The sequence below is a fragment of the Arcticibacter pallidicorallinus genome (assembly GCF_003002875.1).
In the GTDB taxonomy this organism is placed as follows: Bacteria; Bacteroidota; Bacteroidia; order Sphingobacteriales; family Sphingobacteriaceae; genus Arcticibacter; species Arcticibacter pallidicorallinus.
The window spans coordinates 160,473-179,703 of record NZ_PVTH01000002.1 but is presented as its reverse complement, the minus strand read 5'-3'; the positions used below and the strand labels follow the sequence as shown (position 1 = coordinate 179,703).

The following is a 19,231-nucleotide window of genomic DNA, read 5'->3' as shown; positions in this document are numbered from 1 at the left end:
TTTTTCTAGTTAGCAGGTCCTATGAAGGTTGTTTCAATATTTTCCAGCACCTCACCTTCGGAAAGCACCTGTAATTTAATATCCGACTTATAGGCATTGACCGACTTACGTGGCCTCATTACGAAAAAAGTAATTTTCATACTGGAGTTTTTTTCTAGCACTGTGGGTTTAATAACGTACTGGATACTAACACCTTTCTCTGCCGGAACAAGCTCGAATTTTACTGGTCGGTTTGTTTTGTTAAAAAATTCTGCATTATACAGATTACTTATCTGACCATCGTCTCGCAGCTGGTAGAGTGTGCCCGACGCGCGTAAGATGGTAGTTTCAATATCCGTCCGTTTCACAATCAAATACCCCAGCACGGTGGACATAACAAGCAGAATGGCCATATACGAATAGATTCTCTTGCCAATAACGAAAGGCTTCCTGGATTCCATCTGCTCGTCAGACATAAATCCTATCAATCGTTTTGGACGGTTAATCTTCTCCATCACCATATCGCAAGCGTCGATGCATAAAGTACAGTTTATGCATTCCATTTGTGTTCCCTTTCGTATGTCAATGCCAGTGGGGCAGACATCCACACAGAGACCACAGTCCACACAGTCACCTTTGTTGGTATCTTCAACTCCCCGCTTCCGTTTACCTCTTGGCTCTCCTCTGATAAAATCATAGGCGACGATCATCGAATTCTTGTCAAGCAAAACACCCTGCAAGCGCCCGTACGGACATACAACCGTACAGACGAGTTCTCTGACATGCGAAAACACAACATAGAAAACAAGCGTGAACGCACAGATTGCAACGAAGCCCCCAATATGCGAACTAAGAGGATCTCTGATAATCTGTATCAACTGATCAGAGCCAATGATATAGGCCAGAAAGATATTAGAAATAAAAAATGATATAAACAGAAAGAGACTATGCTTGACAGTCTTCTTCAATCCTTTCTCAAAAGTGAGCGGACTTGCATCCAGTTTCTTTCGTTGAACCGCATCTCCCTCAATCCAACGCTCAATTCTTCTAAAAACCATCTCCATAAAGATTGTCTGTGGGCATGCCCAACCGCAAAACACCCTTCCAAAAACGGCAGTGAAAAGAACGATGAAGATAATAAAGATGAGCGAACCCAAGACGAACAGGTAGAAATCCTGAGGCGTGATGAGTATTCCAAAAAAAGCAAATTTACGCTCCAAAACATTCAGCAAGATCAGCTGCTCACCGTTCAACTTAATAAAGGGGGCAGCAAAGAGGAAGATCAGCAAGAAGGCACCGAAAATGTTCCGAAGCTTATAAAGCTCTCCTTTTATAAGCTTCGGATATAACCATTTTCGCTTCTTATCATTTCCAGTGATAGCCTTCGCCTCATCCCTGAACGTCGTTCCCATAATCTTCCCCCCTATATTTCTAGATGTAGTGTGATCTTAACCTTCTTTTTCCCCTTGTGGCTCCTTGGCCCCCGCCGGATTTGTACCTTTTAGTGATAAAATGTAGTTGGAAACCTCGGAAATTTGTTTAGGCGTCATTTGCTTCTCCCAAGAGATCATACCCTTTTCCGGAATGCCATATTTGATCGTCTTAAAAACATCATTCACACTGCCTCCATGCAGCCAGTATTCGTCAGTAAGGTTCGGACCAACCGTTCCTTGCCCTTTATCGCCATGACAGGCAACGCAGTTCGTATTGTAGAGAGCCATACCAGCAGATATCACAGCAGGTTCTGTATTAACCGTAACCGATTTTTCATCGATAAGGTTGGCTGCAGTTGCCAGGTACTCCGCCTTAGCTGCCTCCGCCTCCTGAACTTCTACGACGTATTCTTCGTCCTGCAACATACCCCACTCGAACACATGATAATTTAAGAAATAAGCAACTCCAAAAGCGATCGTCCCGTAGAATAACCACATAAACCAGGGCGGTGTCGGGTTGTCAAGCTCTGCAATTCCGTCGAACTTATGTTCCATTATCAAGTCCTTCTCCTCTTCGATAGGTCTCAGACTAAGCAACTTGTTGATAATCGAAGGTTTTTTCCGTTCTGCAGCTAACCAATCCTCATAGTCCAACGAAACCACAGGTTCCGAGGCTACGAATGGACGAGGGTTACTAAGCTCTTTTGCAAGAATATTGAATGTCCTCAATAACACGAAGGCTACAACAAGTAAGATCAAGGCAGCCACAATAAAGACTACAATGACGGTGTTTATTAAAAACGACCCTGAACTCTTGGGCGCTTCCGCAATAACTTCAGCGGCCTGCTCCTGAGCAGTAACGGGTAAGCTAACTGCGAGAAGTAATAATAAATTAAAAACAAGTCTCATTTATGTGTTTCTATAGTCTGTATTACTATTTATTGTCTCTCAATGGCATTTCGCTCATTTGTTGTATGTGATCTTTTTTCATCAGGAAAAGCATAACAGCTACAACGATGAAAAACACTAAGAATATTCCGAGAGAAGTAATCAGATAAATCTGGCTTCCGTCTACTGAACTGATAAATTGTCTGAACATGATTCCTGTCTTTTGATTGTCTACTTTCTACTTAGTTAGCTGCAGTTTTATTTGCTTTGATATCTACTCCCAGACGTTGCAGATATGCAATTAAAGCAACTATCTCCTTATTGCTGGCCACCTGGATATTATCCTTTGCCAGATTTGCTGAGATTTGAGAAGCTTGTTTATTTAAGTCGTCCACGGCCCTGTCCTCATAACCTTCAGGATAAGGCACTCCCAGGGTTTTCATCGCCTTGATCTTAGCAGGAGTCGTCGAAATATCAAGATCCTGCTCGACTAACCATGGATAAGGTGGCATGATACTGCCGGGCGACATAGTAGTCGGATCGAACATATGGTTAAAATGCCATGCGTCCGAATACTTTCCACCGACGCGATGCAGATCCGGACCTGTACGTTTGGAACCCCATAAGAACGGATGGTCATACACGTATTCACCTGCTTTGCTATACTCTCCGTATCGCTCCGTTTCCGATCTGAACGGACGCACTGTCTGAGTATGACAGTTTACACAACCTTCTTTGATATAAATATCCCGACCCTGAAGTTCCAGAGGAGAATAAGGCTTCACAGATGCGATTGTAGGCACGTTAGACGAAACCATAAACGTTGGCATCATTTCCACCATACCACCAATCAGAATCACGATCAGCGAAATAACCAGGAACTGCATCGGCCTACGCTCTAAACGTCTGTGCCAACCTTTTTCAGATCCGTGAGGTACGAACACGGGTGTCAGAGGTAATGATTCTGCAGGTTCATCAGCCAGCAGTTTTCCTTGAGCCATGGTCTTATAAATATTCCATGTCATCACGATAACTCCTGCCAGATACAGTGCACCACCCACTGCACGAAGAACGTGCATAGGAATAATAGCCAGAGTGGTCTCCAGGAAGTTTGGATATTTCAACATTCCTTCAGGAGTAAATTCCTTCCACATCAGTCCTTGAGTAAATCCAGACCAATACATTGGAATGGCATAGAATAAAATTCCAAGCGTGCCTATCCAGAAATGGAAGCTTGCAGCCTTCTTAGAGTAAAGAGTGGTTTGATATATTCTCGGGATCAACCAGTATAAGATAGCAAAGGTTAAAAACCCGTTCCAGCCTAAAGCACCCACGTGTACGTGCGATACGATCCAGTCAGTAAAGTGGGCTATCCCATTTATCTGTTTTAATGACAGCATCGGTCCCTCAAAAGTTGCCATACCGTAGGCGGTAAGACCTACTACCATAAACTTAAGTGTGGCATCATCACGAACCTTGTCCCATGCCCCTCTCAATGTAAGAAGGCCATTGATCATCCCTCCCCAGCTTGGAGCAATCAACATGATTGAGAATGCAACACCGAGTGATTGTGCCCATGATGGGAGCGAAGTGTATAATAAGTGGTGAGGACCTGCCCAGATATAAATGAAGATCAGCGACCAGAAATGGAGTATACTTAACTTATAAGAATAAACCGGCCTGTTTGCCATCTTAGGAAGAAAATAATACATCATTCCCAGATAAGGAGTAGTCAGGAAGAACGCCACAGCATTGTGCCCATACCACCACTGAACGAGGGCATCCTGTACACCAGCGTACAGATAGTAGCTCTTAAATAAAGAAACAGGTAATTGAAAAGAGTTAACAATATGCAGCACAGCTACAGTAACAAATGTTGCTATGTAGAACCAGATAGCTACATACATATGCCGCTCCCGACGTTTTATGATGGTACCAAACATATTGATACCGAATACAACCCATATCAGCGTAAGAAAAATATCAATCGGCCACTCCAGTTCAGCGTATTCATGCGAAGTCGTTATTCCAAGTGGCAGCGTTATCACAGCCGAAACAATCAGAAGTTGCCATCCCCAAAAATGGATCTTGCTCAAAGCGTCACTATACATCCTGGCCTTCAGCAGCCTCTGTAACGAATAGTAAACACCCATGAATATCCCGTTGCCAACAAATGCGAAAATTACTGCGTTCGTATGTAATGGCCTTATACGTCCGAACGTCGTATATTGCGATGACATATTTAGTGATGGCTGGAATAGTTGGGACGCAATCAGCAAACCCACCGTCATACCTACGATTCCCCATATAATCGTGGCAATTCCAAAGTTTCGGACAATTTTGTTGTCGTAATTAAATTTTTCAAGCTGCATAATAACAATAGGATATGTATTCCGAAGCCAAAATTAGTTTGTTGCAACTTACATTAAGATGACAAGGGTTTCATAAATAAGTGATTTTCATCACACTTTTCCTTAGTGACCGAAACATTTGCTAATTTCGATAAGAGACAAATTTTAAAAAAACATGAAATCTTCACTATTTAGAAGCAATGCCATTTCCCTTGACCTCGGACTACTGCTATTGAGAATATCGGCTGGCTGTGCCATGTTAACTCATGGCTGGCCCAAGCTTCAAAAAGCCCTTGAAGGATCAATCCAATTCGCAGATCCAATTGGAGTTGGGCCCGAACTAACACTCTATCTCGCTATCTTTGCAGAGTTGGTTTGTGCCATCCTGGTTATTTTAGGCTTCGCTACCCGGGTGGCAGTCATTCCCCTGATTGCAACTATGCTTGTTGCGTTTTTTATCGTGCACGGTGCCGACCCCTTTGGTACCAAAGAAGCGTCATTTATATTCTTGGGGATTTTTGCCTGCCTCTTCTTAACCGGACCGGGCAAGTACTCACTGGACCATAAAATAAAATAGCTGTTTAAGGAGGAGGCCTTATTCGGTCTCCTCAGGCTTATCATCATCGAAAAGAATTCTCACTGCCGGCGTATGCACGTCGTCGTGTTGCCCATCTTTCAATGCCCAAAAGAAAGCCCCAAGGAAGAAAAGCGCCATGACAACGCTGCATCCTATTAAAAAATAAAGTATGTTCATCGCAACTTATTTTTTCCTGCAAAGTATCGATTTGCCAGGTTCGTGGTAGTAATAATAGTGATCGTACTCATTGGCATAAGAATAGCGGCTGTCAACGGCGAAAGACTGCCCTGAACAGCAAAGTAAACACCGATCAGGTTGTAAATAGACGCAATCACGAAGCTAAACTTAATGATCTTTATCGCCATCTTCGCCTGATGTATGAACTGAGGCATCTTTCCCATAACTGATCCCTTGAGTATCGCATCACTACCGGGAGTGAAATTATTGATATTATCGGTCACTGCAACCCCCAGATCACTCTGACGAAGAGCCCCTGCATCGTTTAAGCCATCGCCCAGCATCATCACAATGTTCTGATCTTCCTGAAGCTTCTTAATATACAAAAGCTTATCGTGAGGGCTTTGCTTGAATAACATAGGAACATACTCAGGAAATATAGAAGACAGCGATTTTCTCTCTGCGGCATGATCACCCGAGATTAGATGCATCCTGTATCGGGTTTTCAACACAGTGATCAACTGTTTCAGGTTATCTCTCCATCTTTGATTAATCTTGAAAAAGCCCTTATATTCTTCACCGATGCGAACGTGGACAACAGAAGAAGCACTAACGACATCCACATCAGGGGCAACAAAGGCGCGGCTACCCATTATGATTTCATGTCCGTCAACAAACGCCGAAACTCCTTTTCCTGCAACCTCTGAATAGCCTTCAACTTTAAATTCCGCGGATTTTCCCAACCATTTCACAATCTCGCGACTTAGCGGATGTGATGAATTTCTCGCCAGGCTTCCGATCAACGACTCCTCGTACATACTTAAGGTTCCCGAGAAACTTAAATCTACTGCCTCGGGACAGCTTATTGTACCAGTCTTATCAAATACAAGCGAATCAACTCTGGCTAACTGCTCCACAACATCCGTATTTTTAAGATAAAATCCGTTTTTATCGAACATTCCCAGAACCGTCGAAAGCGTAAGCGGGGTACTCAAAGCCAGTACACATGGGCATGCCACAATCAATACCGCTGAAAACGCATCCCATGCTCTGTTGGTTTCGCCATGGTAGTACCAGTAACTTAATGAACCAATAGCAATCACAATAACTACAGCACTAAAGTACTGCGCAATCGTATCGTTGAAATTCTTTATCTTACTATCGTCACGTTTGAACGCTTCATTGTTCCAAAGCCTCGTAAGATAACTCTGCGACACAGGCTTCACTACTTCCAGCTCCACCGCCTTTCCGATCTGTCTGCCTCCGGCGTAAATCACTTCTCCCAATACCTTGGTTTTGGGATCAGACTCCCCCGTAACGAAACTAAAATCAAAACAACCATCGCCTTTCATTAATATAGCGTCAGCTGGAACAATCTCGTTATTGCGCACCAGGATTCGCGAGCCAACTTCAAGATCGTCGATCGGAACGGGCTTTTCCTGTCCGTTCTCATCCAACAATGTAACGGCAACAGGGAAGTAAGAGCGATAATCCCTGTTAAAAGAAATGTGATTGTAGGTACGCTGTTTCACCCAGCGCCCCATTAAGAGCAAAAATACCAAACCGGTAAGCGTGTCTGAAAAGCCGGGACCCGTACCACTAATAATCTCAAAGGCGGAACGAACAAATAAAACCGCAACGATCAGTGCGAGTGGTGTGTCCAGGTTGATAACTTTATTTTTCAAACTGCCCCAGGCTGAGGTGAAAAAGTCCTGACTGCAATAGAAGGTCACAACAGCACCCATCGCCAGGTTTAGCCAGCCGAACAAAAACTGAAACTGTGCTTCCAGAGAAGATATTCCCAGATACTCTGGAAAACTGAAAAGCATCACGTTGCCAAGGCAGAACCCTGACACCGCAATTTTCCGAATCAGATCCCTGTTCACCGAGTTCTTCTTCTCCTTAACGATATCCTGCAAGCTGATCAGCGGCTCATAACCAATAGACACCAATATCTCAACCAGTTCCTTCAACGGTACCCGGTTGTGGTCAAAGGTGATTTCAGCTTGTTTTTTCAAAAAGTCAACCCTCGACTGGACTATGCCTGGATTGATTTTATGCAAATGCTCCAGCAACCACAGGCATGAGCTGCAATGTATCGCTGGTATAAAGAAGGTTATCAGCGTTATCTTCTCATCCGTATAATCAACGAGCTTTGAAAAAATCGAAGGTTCATTTAGAAAGTCAAAATGCTGTTCAACATACTGCTTCGTCTGTCCTGGAGCCTTGTTATATGCGTAGTAATTACAAAGATTATTTTGAGAAAGAACCTGATACACACCTTTGCAGCCGGCGCAGCAGAACTGCTTATCCTCAACAGTGAATAATTCAGTAGCGATATCATCCCCACAATGATAGCATAATGTATTAGTAGATATTTCAGAAGTTTTCATGATGTATGTGAATTCAAATATCTCATATATAAAATAAGATCTTCATGATGATAATCAGCCGGATATGTGACAATGGTCACTCTTGAAAGGCATACGGATAGCTTAATTTGTAAACAGCCATTTAACCCTTAGCTCCACCAAAGCTTTTAAACCATGCAAAAAGATGTATTCAGCTCTCTTATAGCCAAGCAGTCCAGATACCTAAAACCTCATGCTATGAAGTATACCGGGGACGAAGACGATGCAAAAGACCTGATTCAAGACACTCTTCTCAGAGCCCTTTTAAATTATGACAAATTTCGGGAGGACACGAACATTCGCGGCTGGCTCTTCATTATTATGCGAAATCTGTTCGTAAATAACTACCGGAAGAATAAGATGAAGATGCTGTCTCTTGACACTGAAGAGGCTATCCAGTTACCTTCCTACATAACTGCAGACTCTCATCTGAATATCACTCAAATTTATGCGATGATTAGCGAGCTCCCCTGCCAGCACCAAAAACCGCTATTAATGCATATGGAAGGTTTTAAATACGAGGAGATTAACCTTCAGCTGTATAGCCCCATCGGCACAGTCAAGAACAGAATCCATCTCGCGAGAAAACGTCTTAAAAATCGCCTGGTATAATTTCGGTATTCAGTACGCCATTGTCCAGTTTATAATGCACCCTGATTCTCATGACCAGCGTGTATTCTGATCTTTTTGAAGCTAAACCAAGAATCTTTCGTCCACCAGGTCCCAATGGCTCAGATATTGCTTCATACTATCTGAACAATATTTAAGTCACTATGGTTAAGTCTTATAACGAAAAAACTTTTAAGTCGAAGCTCAGCGATGCGGAAAGAAGAAACTCTGATCTCATCATTTATCTCTTCCTTACCGCTGTTGTTCTGATTGCGTCAATTATTACCGCTCTTTAGACTCAGGCTTCGCTTGCCTCTCTTACCCGAATACTTTGAAGCTGTGCTTCAATAGCCAAAAGCTCATCTGAAAAGCGCTTCAGATATTGCTCTGTTTGGTTATTAAAATTAGCCGTCAGGTTTTTGTAATAGTCAACCCCTAGCAATAATTGCTCTTTAAACTTTTCCAGTTGCTTGATTTTCTTTGCATCAAGGCGATCGATATGAGCCTGGATATCCTTCTTTAGATATTCAACATATAAGTTAAGCTCATTGATAAACAGAGAGGAGCGACTTACACCTTGAAGGAGATTGATCTTTCCGTAAATATGTTTCACCATCTCGTCCAAAGACATGACCTTAGAGAAATACGCAAGGTTTGGTCCCGGACATATTGCTACAGCTGTATTTTCTTTCCTTTCCAGAATGTCATTCTTGATATATACAGACGTAACCAGTCCTTCACATAAGCAAAGTTTTTGCGTAACCTTCTCGAACTCACTTTGATACTCCTCCTCCGGTAGTGCCATAGCTTTCAGCTGCTTGATCTTCAGATTCTGGTATTCACGAGAAGCGGTACAGATCGGTTGCTCTGTAAATTCTGTATTGGATACCAGATATTTCTTTCTGCAAGGGCTACCCGGGCGGCCTTTATCTATGCGTTCTTGTCTCTGAATTTCAGCTGTGCTCAAACGGTAGTTGTTAAACGGAACACCGAGCGGAGATGCAGCGCTAACATAAAAATCGTCAGCAGAAGACTGTGTTAGATTCGTAAGTGTAGCCTCGTCCACATTCGTCGCCTCCGGAACCAGCAAAAAGGGACTACCCCATCCTGTGCCATCCAGATTGTAATGGTTTACCAAAAAAGTATCTTCCTCTGATGTACCTATCCCCCCCTGAACTGTTACCCGCAAAGACGGTACGCCTGGTACCTCAATGTTCTTCGCGACTAAGGCCTGCTGGTAAATCCCGAACAGCTCTGTAATCATCTCCTGCCTCTTGTTCTTGAATTCTTCAAGAATAGGACCGATAAGATATCCCTCAGTTGCAAAAGCATGACCTCCGCAGTTTAATCCCGACTCTATACGGAACTCAGAAATCCATATTCCTTTTTTAGCAAGGAACTTCGCTTGTATAAATGCTGAACGGAAATCGCTCACTTTCAGAATGATTCTCTTTTTTAAAACGCCCTCCTCGTCCGGATAAAAGTCTGGAAAATGCTCCAGATAGCTGTAAAGACGTGGATTCATACCCGCCGACAGTACGACAGAAGACCGAAGGTCACTCATAGCAAAGCCTTTAAGACCAGCAAGGGCGTCAGAATTGTCATCTCCGGCCAACTCGCCGTTTAATGTATAATTCATCTTGTCAACCTTCGCCATGATATTGACATCGATAGATCCTTTTTGCATTCCCTCACGAAGCTCAAGCTCAAGTCGGGCTTTCTCTTCCTCAGACGTTGCGCTTAGCATCTGATTATATTTTATCTTCAAGGCCGATCCTTCAGGTAACAGGTTAAAGTACCTGGTGATATCCGAATCGGGCACAAATGCTTGTTGTCTAAGATGCTCAAACTGCTCGTTCACTTTGCGATTGATCATATTCAGATAATCACAAACACGCTTGGCTCTGTGATCCTCATCTTTCATGTCTATCGGAACGTAGTCCTCATCATGCTTTTTGGCATAAAACTTCCTCATCCGCTCTATCAGCATGTCATCGACTATCGAAAGAACAGATGAAATTCCATAACGCGCCACTTTTAGCGGTGTATCTATCGTAAACCCCAGGCCTAATACAGGTATATGAAATGTATGACTCATTAATTTGGTATATATATGTATGAATACAAAAGAGGAAATATTTCCAATATTAAAACATGATGTCGATCACATAATGAGATAATTCTCCCGCGTATTTCTCATTTTCTGCGTATTACCATTTTTTTCCAAACATTTATTACCTATCCACCTTTTTAGTCCTATGAACTTAAACGTATACCCCGGATCTCCGTATCCTCTGGGCGCAACCTGGGACGGCAACGGAGTTAATTTCGCACTGTACGCAGAAAATGCTGAAGGAGTTGAACTGTGCCTGTTTAAATCAAATGATAATCAGGCTGAAGATATAAGGATAGAAGTCAGGGAACGCTCACATCATGTATGGCACGTTTATGTGCCCGATCTCAAACCCGGCCAGCTTTACGGCTACCGTGTCCACGGCCCTTATGATCCTGAAAATGGACATCGCTTCAATCCTAACAAGCTTCTGATCGACCCCTATGCTAAAGCTGTCGCCGGCGCTATTCAATGGCACGACGCACTTTTCGGATATGAACTCGGTCATCCTGACGCTGACCTGAGCTTCAGTACTCTCGACAGCGCGCCGTATATCCCCAAATCTGTCGTCATCGACCCAAGTTTTGACTGGGAAGGCGACAGGCGGCCAGGCACACCCTATCACAAAACGGTTATTTACGAAGCACATGTCAAAGGTTTCACCAAACTGCATCCCGATATACCCGAAGAGATCCGCGGTACCTATGCAGCCATCGGCCACCCGGTAGCCATTCAGTACCTTCATGACTTAGGCATTACCGCCATAGAACTCATGCCTGTACACCACTTTGTTATGGATTCCTACCTCGTTGATAAGGGCCTAAGTAACTACTGGGGATACAACTCCATAGGTTTTTTCGCGCCCGACGTCAGGTACAGCGGCTCAGGTGTTAACGGCGAGCAGGTAACAGAATTCAAGCAAATGGTCAAGAACCTCCATCAGGCAGGTATCGAGGTCATCCTCGATGTGGTCTACAATCATACTGCAGAGGGTAACCAGCTTGGTCCTACCCTTTCCTTTAAGGGAATCGACAATGCCTCATATTACCGACTATCTGAAGAAAACAACCGTTACTATAAAGACTACACCGGAACCGGCAATACCCTGAATGCAAGGCTCCCAGGCGTGCTGAGACTGATCATGGACAGTCTTCGCTACTGGATAACCGAAATGCGTGTCGACGGATTCCGTTTTGACCTTGCTTCAACCCTCGCCCGGGAGCTTCACGAGGTCGACCGTCTCGGATCCTTTTTCGATATCATCCATCAGGATCCAATTATTTCACAAGTAAAATTAATAGCTGAACCATGGGATATCGGCGAAGGCGGATACCAGGTAGGAAAGTTTCCTCCGGGATGGGCGGAATGGAACGGTAAATATCGCGACTGCCTGCGCGACTACTGGAGAGGCGCAGACAGTATGCTGGGTGAATTTGCCGAAAGGTTTACCGGCAGTTCCGACCTTTACAAGGATGACTACAGGCGACCAACCGCCAGTATCAACTTCATTACAGCACACGATGGCTTTACGCTCAACGACCTTGTTTCTTACAACGAGAAACATAATGAAGATAACGGAGAAGACAACAATGATGGAGATAGCCATAACAGATCGTGGAATTGTGGAGTCGAAGGACCTACGTCCGACGAAACAATAAATAGCTTACGGGAGAAGCAAAAACGTAACTTCCTTACCTCGTTGTTCCTTTCACAAGGCGTACCTATGCTCGTGGCGGGAGACGAAATCAGCCGGACTCAGGGAGGAAATAACAATGCGTATTGCCAGGACAACGAGGTATCATGGTTAAATTGGCCCGAAGCTGACCTGGATCTCCTCAACTTTACCCGTAAAGTCATTCACCTTAGAAAGAAACATCCGGTGTTTCGCCGCAGACGCTGGTTTACAGGCCAACCAATAAAAGGCATCGGCCTGGAGGATATCGCCTGGTTCGTGCCGGAAGGACAAGAAATGCCTGACGAGAACTGGAATCACGATTTTGCCAAGTCGCTGGGAGTGTTCCTGAACGGAAATGCAATCCGCTCCAAAGGTCCCAAAGGAGAACAAATCATTGACGACAGCTTCTACATCATCTTCAATGCCCACTACGAACCGCTCAATTTTGTGCTGCCGGGAGAACGCTATGGGAAGGAATGGGTAAAAATGCTTGACACTCACGAAAATTTCGTAGAAGAAAAAGGTGAACACTTTGCAGCTGCTCAGTCCATTGTTGTAGAAAGCCGAAGTATTGTATTGTTAAAAAAAACGAAGAACTAACGAATAGAGAATGAAGCTATTTGAAAAGAGACCAGGACTTAGACTTAACGAAGACGGATTGGCTGAATTTACAGTGTGGGCTCCAAAAGCTAAATTTGCAGAAATCAACATACCGGAGAAAAACCTGAGGCTGCCTCTAACACAGGATGACTTCGGACACTGGACTATTCAAACCAACCAGTTAAAAAAAGGAGACCGCTATCAGGTTGTTCTGGATAAAGAAACGGAACGGCCAGACCCCGCGTCCCTCTCTCAACCGGAAGGCGTACATGGTATATCAGAAGCCATCGATCTGAATAGTTTCAAATGGACAGACCAGGACTGGAAAACTCCGGTGCTCGACGACTATATCATATATGAGCTCCACACCGGAACATTTTCACCTGAAGGGACATTTGAAGGAATAGCGAAGAAGCTGGATCACCTCATTGATCTGGGCATCACCGCAATAGAAATCATGCCTGTAGCCCAATTCCCAGGCGAGCGAAACTGGGGTTACGATGGCGTGAGCCCCTATGCTGTCCAAAATTCCTACGGAGGGCCACATGGCTTGCAGCAATTAGTGGACGCTTGCCACGGAAAAGGCATCGCCGTCATTCTGGATGTCGTGTACAACCACACGGGGCCTGAAGGTAATTACCTCAATGATTTCGGCCACTACTTCACCGGCAAATACAGCACTCCCTGGGGAGACGCTCTGAATTTTGATGATGCACATTCCGATGCAGTCAGAACGTATTTTATTCAGAATGCCCTGATGTGGTTTAAAGACTTCCATATCGATGCCCTCCGTCTTGACGCTGTACATGCCATAAAAGACCTTAGTCCGGTTCATCTTCTGAGACAAATAAAGATAGAAACCGACCGTCTGTCAACACAGACAGGCAAACAGCACTATCTCATTGCCGAAGTAGATCTTAACGATCCGAAGTTCATCAACCCCTTGGCGAAACAAGGTTTCGGCATGGATGCACAATGGATAGACGAGTTTCACCACGCGCTTCGTACCACAGCAGGTGAGCCCGCAACCGGATATTATTCAGACTTCAAAGGAATCTCCCACCTTGCCAAGTCCTATCAGGACGCCTATGTTTATGACGGCCAGTACTCCCCACACCGGAAGAAATTCTTTGGATTAAAAGCAGAAGATAATCCCGGCAATCAGTTCATCGTCTTTTCTCAGAATCACGACCAGACAGGAAACCGGATGCTGGGAGAAAGGACGAGTCAGATTCACAATTTTGAAATGCAAAAACTCTTGGCAGGGGCCGTCCTCACAGCACCCTATATTCCTATGTTGTTCATGGGAGAAGAGTGGAGTGAGACCAACCCTTTCCTTTATTTTGTAAGCCATACCGATCCACAATTAGCAGATGCCGTGCGAAAAGGACGCAAAGCCGAGTTCGCAGACTTCCATGCAGAGGGGGAAGCCCCCGACCCTATGTCTACCGACACGTTCGAAAATTCCCGTCTGCAATGGAACCTGCTGAACGACGCTGAGCATCAAACCATGTTTCGGTATTATAAGGCCCTAATAGCGCTGAGAAAACAGCACCCTGTTCTAAAACGGTTAGATAGAGGAAACCTGAGTGTGAAGTTCCATGAGGAACAAAACACGCTAACCATTCATCGCTGGCAGGATGACAAACACCTGGTCTGTCTGATGAACTTTTCAGCCGTCAGCCGTCTAACCAGCTTACCAAACCTGGAGAAATCATGGAAAACCCTGCTCTTCTCCGGCGACAAACAGTGGAACGGAAAAGCTGAAGTACCTGGAAACTTCGCTACGGAAGCCGAAATTTCACTTCCCGCTCAATCCATCCTGATCATCGACTAAACTTTGAAAGCATCTATGAACCCTATATCTACCTATCGCATCCAGTTTCAAAAGGAGTTTAGCTTTGAACAATTCGAGCAAATTATTCCCTACCTGAAGAAACTTGGAGTCAATACCATTTATGCCTCCCCCGTGTTCGAGTCAACACCCGGGAGCACACATGGGTATGACGGATTAAACCCACATCTCATTAACCCTGAAATCGGGACAGAAGAAGATCTGCGCAGAATCACCGCTGAGCTTCGCGAAAGTAATATCCAGTGGTTGCAGGATATCGTACCAAACCACATGGCTTTCGACCATCGTAATCCCTGGCTGATGGATCTTTTGGAGAAAGGGACGGACTCAGAATACGCTGCTTTTTTTGACTCAAGCTTTAGCAGCGATTTTTATAAGGGTAAAATAATGGTCCCCTTTCTGGGTGCGCCAATCTCCAAAGTCCTCGAGAACCGGGAGATCGCCCTGGAATATAGGGATGAGAAATTTGTTCTGAATTATTACGACGCCATTTACCCGGTCAATTCGGCCTCCTACTCTTTAATTTTCAATGGTGAGAACGTCACCGACGCCGAAGATGATTCCATTCATGCAAGAGTAGAACACATCAACAATAACTCCGAGCTCTTGCAAAACATCATAGACCAGCAATACTATGAACTTTGCGACTGGCGGGAAACGGATAACCGGATCAACTTCCGGAGGTTTTTTACCGTTAACGGACTCATTTGCCTCAATATCCAGGATGAAGCCGTCTTCAATAAATACCACGAATACATCAGCAAGCTATGTCAGGAAAAGATCTTTCAAGGACTGCGTATTGACCATATAGATGGCTTGTTCGATCCTGGAACCTACATAGAGCGCTTAAGAAAACTTACCGGACCGGAAACCTATATCGTCGCCGAGAAAATTCTCGAAGAAGGCGAAGCCATTCCCGCAGACTGGTCCTTGCAGGGTAACTCCGGGTACGACTTTCTGGGGCTGTTGAATAACGTCTTCACTCAGTCTCAGAATGAAAAGAAATTCGATGCCTTTTATCAGAAAATTAGTGTTCACTCCGAGCCGGTAGCAGATCAGGTACATGAAAAAAAGGCGGCTATTCTTTTCCAGCACATGGCAGGCGAGCTTGAAAATCTTTACCGGCTATTTATCAACTCGGAACTTCTGCCTTCAAACGAGATAGATAAACACGATTTTAAATCCGCCATCGCCTACTTTCTCATATATACCCCTGTATACCGCTACTATGGGAACACCATGCCACTAATGGAAGCAGAGGTAAAGGAGTTGAAAAGTGTTCTCAAGACGATCCGGCACAAAAAACCACAGTTAGCTGATGCTGCCTCGGTGCTGGAAAAGATCTTCTGCAGCGAGATAACACAGGATCAGGAATATAATGAACGCGCCCTTTACTTCTATCAGCGCTGCATGCAATTTACAGGGCCTCTTATGGCAAAAGGAGTAGAAGACACGCTAATGTATACCTATAACCGATTTATCGGACATAATGAAGTAGGTGATTATCCCGGCGCTTTCGGCATCCCGACAGAAGATTTCCACAAGGCAATGCGCGAGCGACAATCGCAATGGCCCCTCTCTATAAACGGCAGCTCGACGCATGACACCAAGAGAGGTGAAGACGTAAGGGCGCGATTAAACGTCCTGACGGATATTCCCGACCGTTGGATCAAGAAGGTCGACAAATGGATGAAAATAAATGATGCTCTTAAAGTAACATCAAGGCCTGAAACAAACGATGAATACCTGATATATCAGACGATTCTGGGTGCCTATCCTATGCCCGGACAGGATCCGGACAATTTTCCAAACCGACTTCAGGAGTATCTCAGCAAAGCACTTCGGGAAGCAAAAGTGCAAACGAGCTGGTCTGAACCGAACGAACAATATGAAGAAGCCACTCGCTCCTTCGCACTTGCCCTGCTGGATCAGAATGGTGAGTTCTGGAAAAGCTTTAAGAAGTTCCATACCGAAGTAGCGGACCTTGGAATCATCAACTCACTGTCACAGCTAATTCTGAAGTTTACTTGTCCCGGCGTACCTGATATCTATCAGGGTTGCGAGCTTTGGGATCTGAGCCTGGTTGATCCCGACAACCGTCGGCCAGTTGATTTCAGCAGAAGAGCCGATATCCTGGAAGAGATTTCAAAAATCGGAACTGAAAAAATCGGAGAATTATGGAATAAACGTTATTCTGCGGAGATTAAGCTTTGGTTAACACATGAATTATTGCAGCTTAGAACCGGCAGTCAGGAGCTATTTGAGAAAGGAGCCTACATACCTCTGACTGTTAAAGGCAAATACAAGAATAATATTCTTGCCTTTGCCCGCAGACATAAAGACGAATGGGTTATCACAGCCGTACCCCTGCACATCGCAGAAGTTTGTGAAGAGCAGGCATGCGAAGCAGTCAATATAGACTGGCGTAAAACCCGCCTACTCCTGCCTCCCTCTGCTCCTGCCGAATGGCAAGACCCGTTCCGCAATACCAGTGGTCTAACCAAGGGAGAGGTCATGATCAGCGATATATTTCAAACGGTACCATTGGCGGTCATCAAACTCATTAAAAAAGCGAATCCGAGGTCTGCCGGAGTTTTACTACACATCAGTTCTCTGCCTTCCAGCTACGGGATAGGTGATTTTGGAGGAGAAGCTTACAAATTCGCCAATCTTCTGGCCGATGCGAAGCAGAAGTATTGGCAAATTCTACCCCTGAATCCTACTGAAGAAGCCAGTATGCATTCACCATACAGCTCCTGCTCCAGCATGGCAGGAAATCCGCTTCTTATTAGTCCCGATCTCCTGGCGAAAGAAGGATTGCTGGACGATGATGATCTCCAGTCCAAAGGGCTTAAGAGTAAAAACAAAGTAGATTTTCCGGCCGTTCAAAAACTGAAAAAGAGTCTTCTGCACAAGGCATTTATTCGCTTTACACATGAGGGACTAAATACAGCCGACTTCGATTCATTCTGCGAGAAGGAAGAAGAATGGCTCCATGACTTTGCCTTATACACAACGCTTAAAAAAGAGTTCGAAAACCTTCCCTGGTATAAATGGCCGGAAGAATACAGACTGCGCGACGATACAACATTAAGGAACTTCGCTGAATCAAGAGAAGCTAGCTTACAAGAGGTAAAGTGGGTCCAATTTATCTTCAGCAAGCAATGGCATTCATTGAAGGCCTATTGCAACGAGCTGAACATCAGACTTTTCGGCGATATGCCTTTCTATATCAGCTATGACTCAGCAGACGTCTGGGCGCAACGCGACATATTTTCGCTGGATGAATCCGGAGAAATGACCGGTGTAGCCGGTGTTCCTCCAGACTACTTCAATGCAGATGGACAGTTGTGGGGAATGCCTGTCTTCCGTTGGGAAGAACTAAAGAAACAAGAATACAAGTGGTGGATCGATCGAATCCGTAAAAACATCGAGCTATTTGATATAGTCAGATTTGACCACTTCAGAGCGTTTGCGTCCTATTGGGAAGTTCCGGCAAATGAAGAAACTGCGCGAAACGGCGAGTGGAAACCAGGACCCGGTAAACACTTCTTCGAAACAGTCGAACGCATTTTAGGGAAACAACGCTTTGTTGCAGAAGATCTCGGAGACATCGACCAACCGGTGTATGATCTCAGAGATACTTTTGACCTGCCGGGCATGAAAGTTCTGCAGTTTGCGTTCGGTGATGATATGCCCGAATCGCTTAATATCCCTCACTTATACGAGAAAAACTTCTTTGTCTATACAGGAACGCACGACAATAACACCACAACAGGCTGGTTCAACGATGATGCTGATGACGCAACTAAAAAAAATCTGAAGGGATATCTTGGAAGAAAGGTCACATCCAAAAATGTACACCAGGAGTTGGCGCGCTTAGCGTTTTCCAGCGTAGCACAAACAGTCATCTTACCCGTTCAGGATATTATAGGTTTGGATTCTGAAGCGAGAATGAATAAACCAGCCACCGTCGAAGGAAACTGGAACTGGCGATTGTTACCGGGCGAACTAAGCAGTTCGCATATCGATAAGCTGAAAAAATGGACGATAAAATTTGGAAGGGCCTAGCCCTTCCTTTTAAGCTCTTTTTACCGCCTGACGTGCGATCATTACCCATTTTCCGCCAGTTTTCTGCCAAACCGTAAGGATATGTATGTTGACATTTCCGGGTACACCTTTGTCGTTCGTCTTGCCCGTAAGCGTATGACGAACAATCGCTGTCTTTCCGGAAACCTGAATCGTCTGGTCCTTCAGATCTATTGATACAAAGTCCGATTTACCGCTGGCAATCGCTTCTACAAATTCCGCTTTATTCTCAACTTTACCACCCGAATGGCCGTATGATAGTTTCTCTCCCGCTATCGCTTCGAGTGATTCTCTTGAACCATCTATCATCGCTTTCTTTAAAAACTCCACAGCAGCAGCTACTTGCTTTTCGCTCTTTGATTGTGCATACACCGTGATGTTCGCAAACATCAGGATCGCAAGAAAATAAATAATTCTCTTCATTCTGAATAATAATAGGTCGTTGCTAAACTAAGGATTAAACGCAAAAAAGCA

General features: G+C 44.6%; 14 protein-coding genes. 6 read left to right on the top strand and 8 right to left on the bottom strand.

What is annotated here, in order from left to right; genetic code table 11:
* Positions 1 to 5 precede the first annotated feature (5 nt).
* Genes ccoG through ccoN form a run of 4 tightly spaced genes read right to left on the bottom strand, consistent with a single transcriptional unit; the run spans position 6 to position 4,672 of the window.
* The gene (gene ccoG, locus B0I27_RS03550; RefSeq protein ID WP_106291511.1) at positions 6 to 1,391 is read right to left on the bottom strand and encodes a cytochrome c oxidase accessory protein CcoG; all 1,386 of its coding nucleotides are present in this window, start codon (positions 1,389 to 1,391) and stop codon (positions 6 to 8) included.
* Positions 1,392 to 1,427: 36 nt separating this feature from the next.
* A complete protein-coding gene (locus B0I27_RS03545) occupies positions 1,428 to 2,321 on the bottom strand; it encodes a cbb3-type cytochrome c oxidase N-terminal domain-containing protein (protein ID WP_106291509.1) in 894 nt (297 codons plus the stop codon).
* A 25-nt stretch (positions 2,322 to 2,346) separates the two neighbouring features.
* Entirely contained in the window at positions 2,347 to 2,511 is a 165-nt protein-coding gene (locus B0I27_RS17435) for a tumor necrosis factor receptor family protein (RefSeq protein ID WP_181276668.1), read from the bottom strand.
* 31 nt (positions 2,512 to 2,542) lie between these two features.
* Complete coding sequence (gene ccoN / locus B0I27_RS03540) at positions 2,543 to 4,672, bottom strand: cytochrome-c oxidase, cbb3-type subunit I (RefSeq protein WP_106291507.1); 2,130 nt, start codon at positions 4,670 to 4,672, stop codon at positions 2,543 to 2,545.
* A gap of 154 nt (positions 4,673 to 4,826) precedes the next feature.
* On the opposite strand from ccoN, the gene B0I27_RS03535 reads away from it, so the two are divergent.
* The gene (locus B0I27_RS03535; protein WP_106291505.1) at positions 4,827 to 5,228 is read left to right on the top strand and encodes a DoxX family protein; all 402 of its coding nucleotides are present in this window, start codon (positions 4,827 to 4,829) and stop codon (positions 5,226 to 5,228) included.
* 18 nt (positions 5,229 to 5,246) lie between these two features.
* Here B0I27_RS03535 and ccoS read toward each other — a convergent pair whose 3' ends face one another.
* The gene (ccoS, locus tag B0I27_RS03530) at positions 5,247 to 5,405 is read right to left on the bottom strand and encodes a cbb3-type cytochrome oxidase assembly protein CcoS (RefSeq protein ID WP_106291503.1); all 159 of its coding nucleotides are present in this window, start codon (positions 5,403 to 5,405) and stop codon (positions 5,247 to 5,249) included.
* On the bottom strand, positions 5,402 to 7,798 hold the full coding sequence (locus B0I27_RS03525; protein WP_106291501.1) for a heavy metal translocating P-type ATPase: 2,397 nt from the start codon (positions 7,796 to 7,798) through the stop codon (positions 5,402 to 5,404). The genes ccoS and B0I27_RS03525 overlap by 4 nt, the downstream gene beginning before the upstream one ends.
* A gap of 153 nt (positions 7,799 to 7,951) precedes the next feature.
* Here B0I27_RS03525 and B0I27_RS03520 point away from each other — a divergent pair, with 153 nt between their 5' ends.
* Both B0I27_RS03520 and B0I27_RS17770 read left to right on the top strand, forming a co-directional pair.
* On the top strand, positions 7,952 to 8,428 hold the full coding sequence (locus B0I27_RS03520) for an RNA polymerase sigma factor (protein ID WP_106291499.1): 477 nt from the start codon (positions 7,952 to 7,954) through the stop codon (positions 8,426 to 8,428).
* A gap of 161 nt (positions 8,429 to 8,589) precedes the next feature.
* Positions 8,590 to 8,721, top strand: a complete 132-nt coding sequence (locus tag B0I27_RS17770; protein ID WP_281260331.1) for a hypothetical protein — start codon at positions 8,590 to 8,592, stop codon at positions 8,719 to 8,721.
* 2 nt (positions 8,722 to 8,723) lie between these two features.
* On the opposite strand, the gene B0I27_RS03515 is transcribed toward B0I27_RS17770, so the two are convergent.
* Complete coding sequence (locus B0I27_RS03515; protein ID WP_106291497.1) at positions 8,724 to 10,523, bottom strand: hypothetical protein; 1,800 nt, start codon at positions 10,521 to 10,523, stop codon at positions 8,724 to 8,726.
* A 160-nt stretch (positions 10,524 to 10,683) separates the two neighbouring features.
* Here B0I27_RS03515 and glgX point away from each other — a divergent pair, with 160 nt between their 5' ends.
* From glgX to treY, 3 genes are read left to right on the top strand one after another with little or no spacing between them, the layout of a single operon-like run.
* Positions 10,684 to 12,813, top strand: coding sequence for a glycogen debranching protein GlgX (gene glgX / locus B0I27_RS03510; RefSeq protein ID WP_106291495.1), 2,130 nt, complete (start codon positions 10,684 to 10,686; stop codon positions 12,811 to 12,813).
* A gap of 10 nt (positions 12,814 to 12,823) precedes the next feature.
* A complete protein-coding gene (gene treZ / locus B0I27_RS03505; protein ID WP_106291493.1) occupies positions 12,824 to 14,650 on the top strand; it encodes a malto-oligosyltrehalose trehalohydrolase in 1,827 nt (608 codons plus the stop codon).
* Between the two features lie 15 nt (positions 14,651 to 14,665).
* Positions 14,666 to 18,739: a malto-oligosyltrehalose synthase gene (gene treY, locus B0I27_RS03500; protein ID WP_106291491.1), complete on the top strand. Its 4,074-nt coding sequence runs from the start codon at positions 14,666 to 14,668 to the stop codon at positions 18,737 to 18,739.
* A 9-nt stretch (positions 18,740 to 18,748) separates the two neighbouring features.
* On the opposite strand, the gene B0I27_RS03495 is transcribed toward treY, so the two are convergent.
* Positions 18,749 to 19,180, bottom strand: coding sequence for a nuclear transport factor 2 family protein (locus B0I27_RS03495; protein ID WP_106291489.1), 432 nt, complete (start codon positions 19,178 to 19,180; stop codon positions 18,749 to 18,751).
* Positions 19,181 to 19,231: the final 51 nt, after the last annotated feature.

Bases quoted from the DNA above. Each gene is read 5' to 3' on its own strand.
- ccoG (WP_106291511.1), bottom strand. From the start codon at position 1,391: ATGGGAACGACGTTCAGGGATGAGGCGAAGGCTATCACTGGAAATGAT.
- B0I27_RS03545 (WP_106291509.1), bottom strand. From the start codon at position 2,321: ATGAGACTTGTTTTTAATTTATTATTACTTCTCGCAGTTAGCTTACCC.
- B0I27_RS17435 (WP_181276668.1), bottom strand. From the start codon at position 2,511: ATGTTCAGACAATTTATCAGTTCAGTAGACGGAAGCCAGATTTATCTG.
- ccoN (WP_106291507.1), bottom strand. From the start codon at position 4,672: ATGCAGCTTGAAAAATTTAATTACGACAACAAAATTGTCCGAAACTTT.
- B0I27_RS03535 (WP_106291505.1), top strand. From the start codon at position 4,827: ATGAAATCTTCACTATTTAGAAGCAATGCCATTTCCCTTGACCTCGGA.
- ccoS (WP_106291503.1), bottom strand. From the start codon at position 5,405: ATGAACATACTTTATTTTTTAATAGGATGCAGCGTTGTCATGGCGCTT.
- B0I27_RS03525 (WP_106291501.1), bottom strand. From the start codon at position 7,798: ATGAAAACTTCTGAAATATCTACTAATACATTATGCTATCATTGTGGG.
- B0I27_RS03520 (WP_106291499.1), top strand. From the start codon at position 7,952: ATGCAAAAAGATGTATTCAGCTCTCTTATAGCCAAGCAGTCCAGATAC.
- B0I27_RS17770 (WP_281260331.1), top strand. From the start codon at position 8,590: ATGGTTAAGTCTTATAACGAAAAAACTTTTAAGTCGAAGCTCAGCGAT.
- B0I27_RS03515 (WP_106291497.1), bottom strand. From the start codon at position 10,523: ATGAGTCATACATTTCATATACCTGTATTAGGCCTGGGGTTTACGATA.
- glgX (WP_106291495.1), top strand. From the start codon at position 10,684: ATGAACTTAAACGTATACCCCGGATCTCCGTATCCTCTGGGCGCAACC.
- treZ (WP_106291493.1), top strand. From the start codon at position 12,824: ATGAAGCTATTTGAAAAGAGACCAGGACTTAGACTTAACGAAGACGGA.
- treY (WP_106291491.1), top strand. From the start codon at position 14,666: ATGAACCCTATATCTACCTATCGCATCCAGTTTCAAAAGGAGTTTAGC.
- B0I27_RS03495 (WP_106291489.1), bottom strand. From the start codon at position 19,180: ATGAAGAGAATTATTTATTTTCTTGCGATCCTGATGTTTGCGAACATC.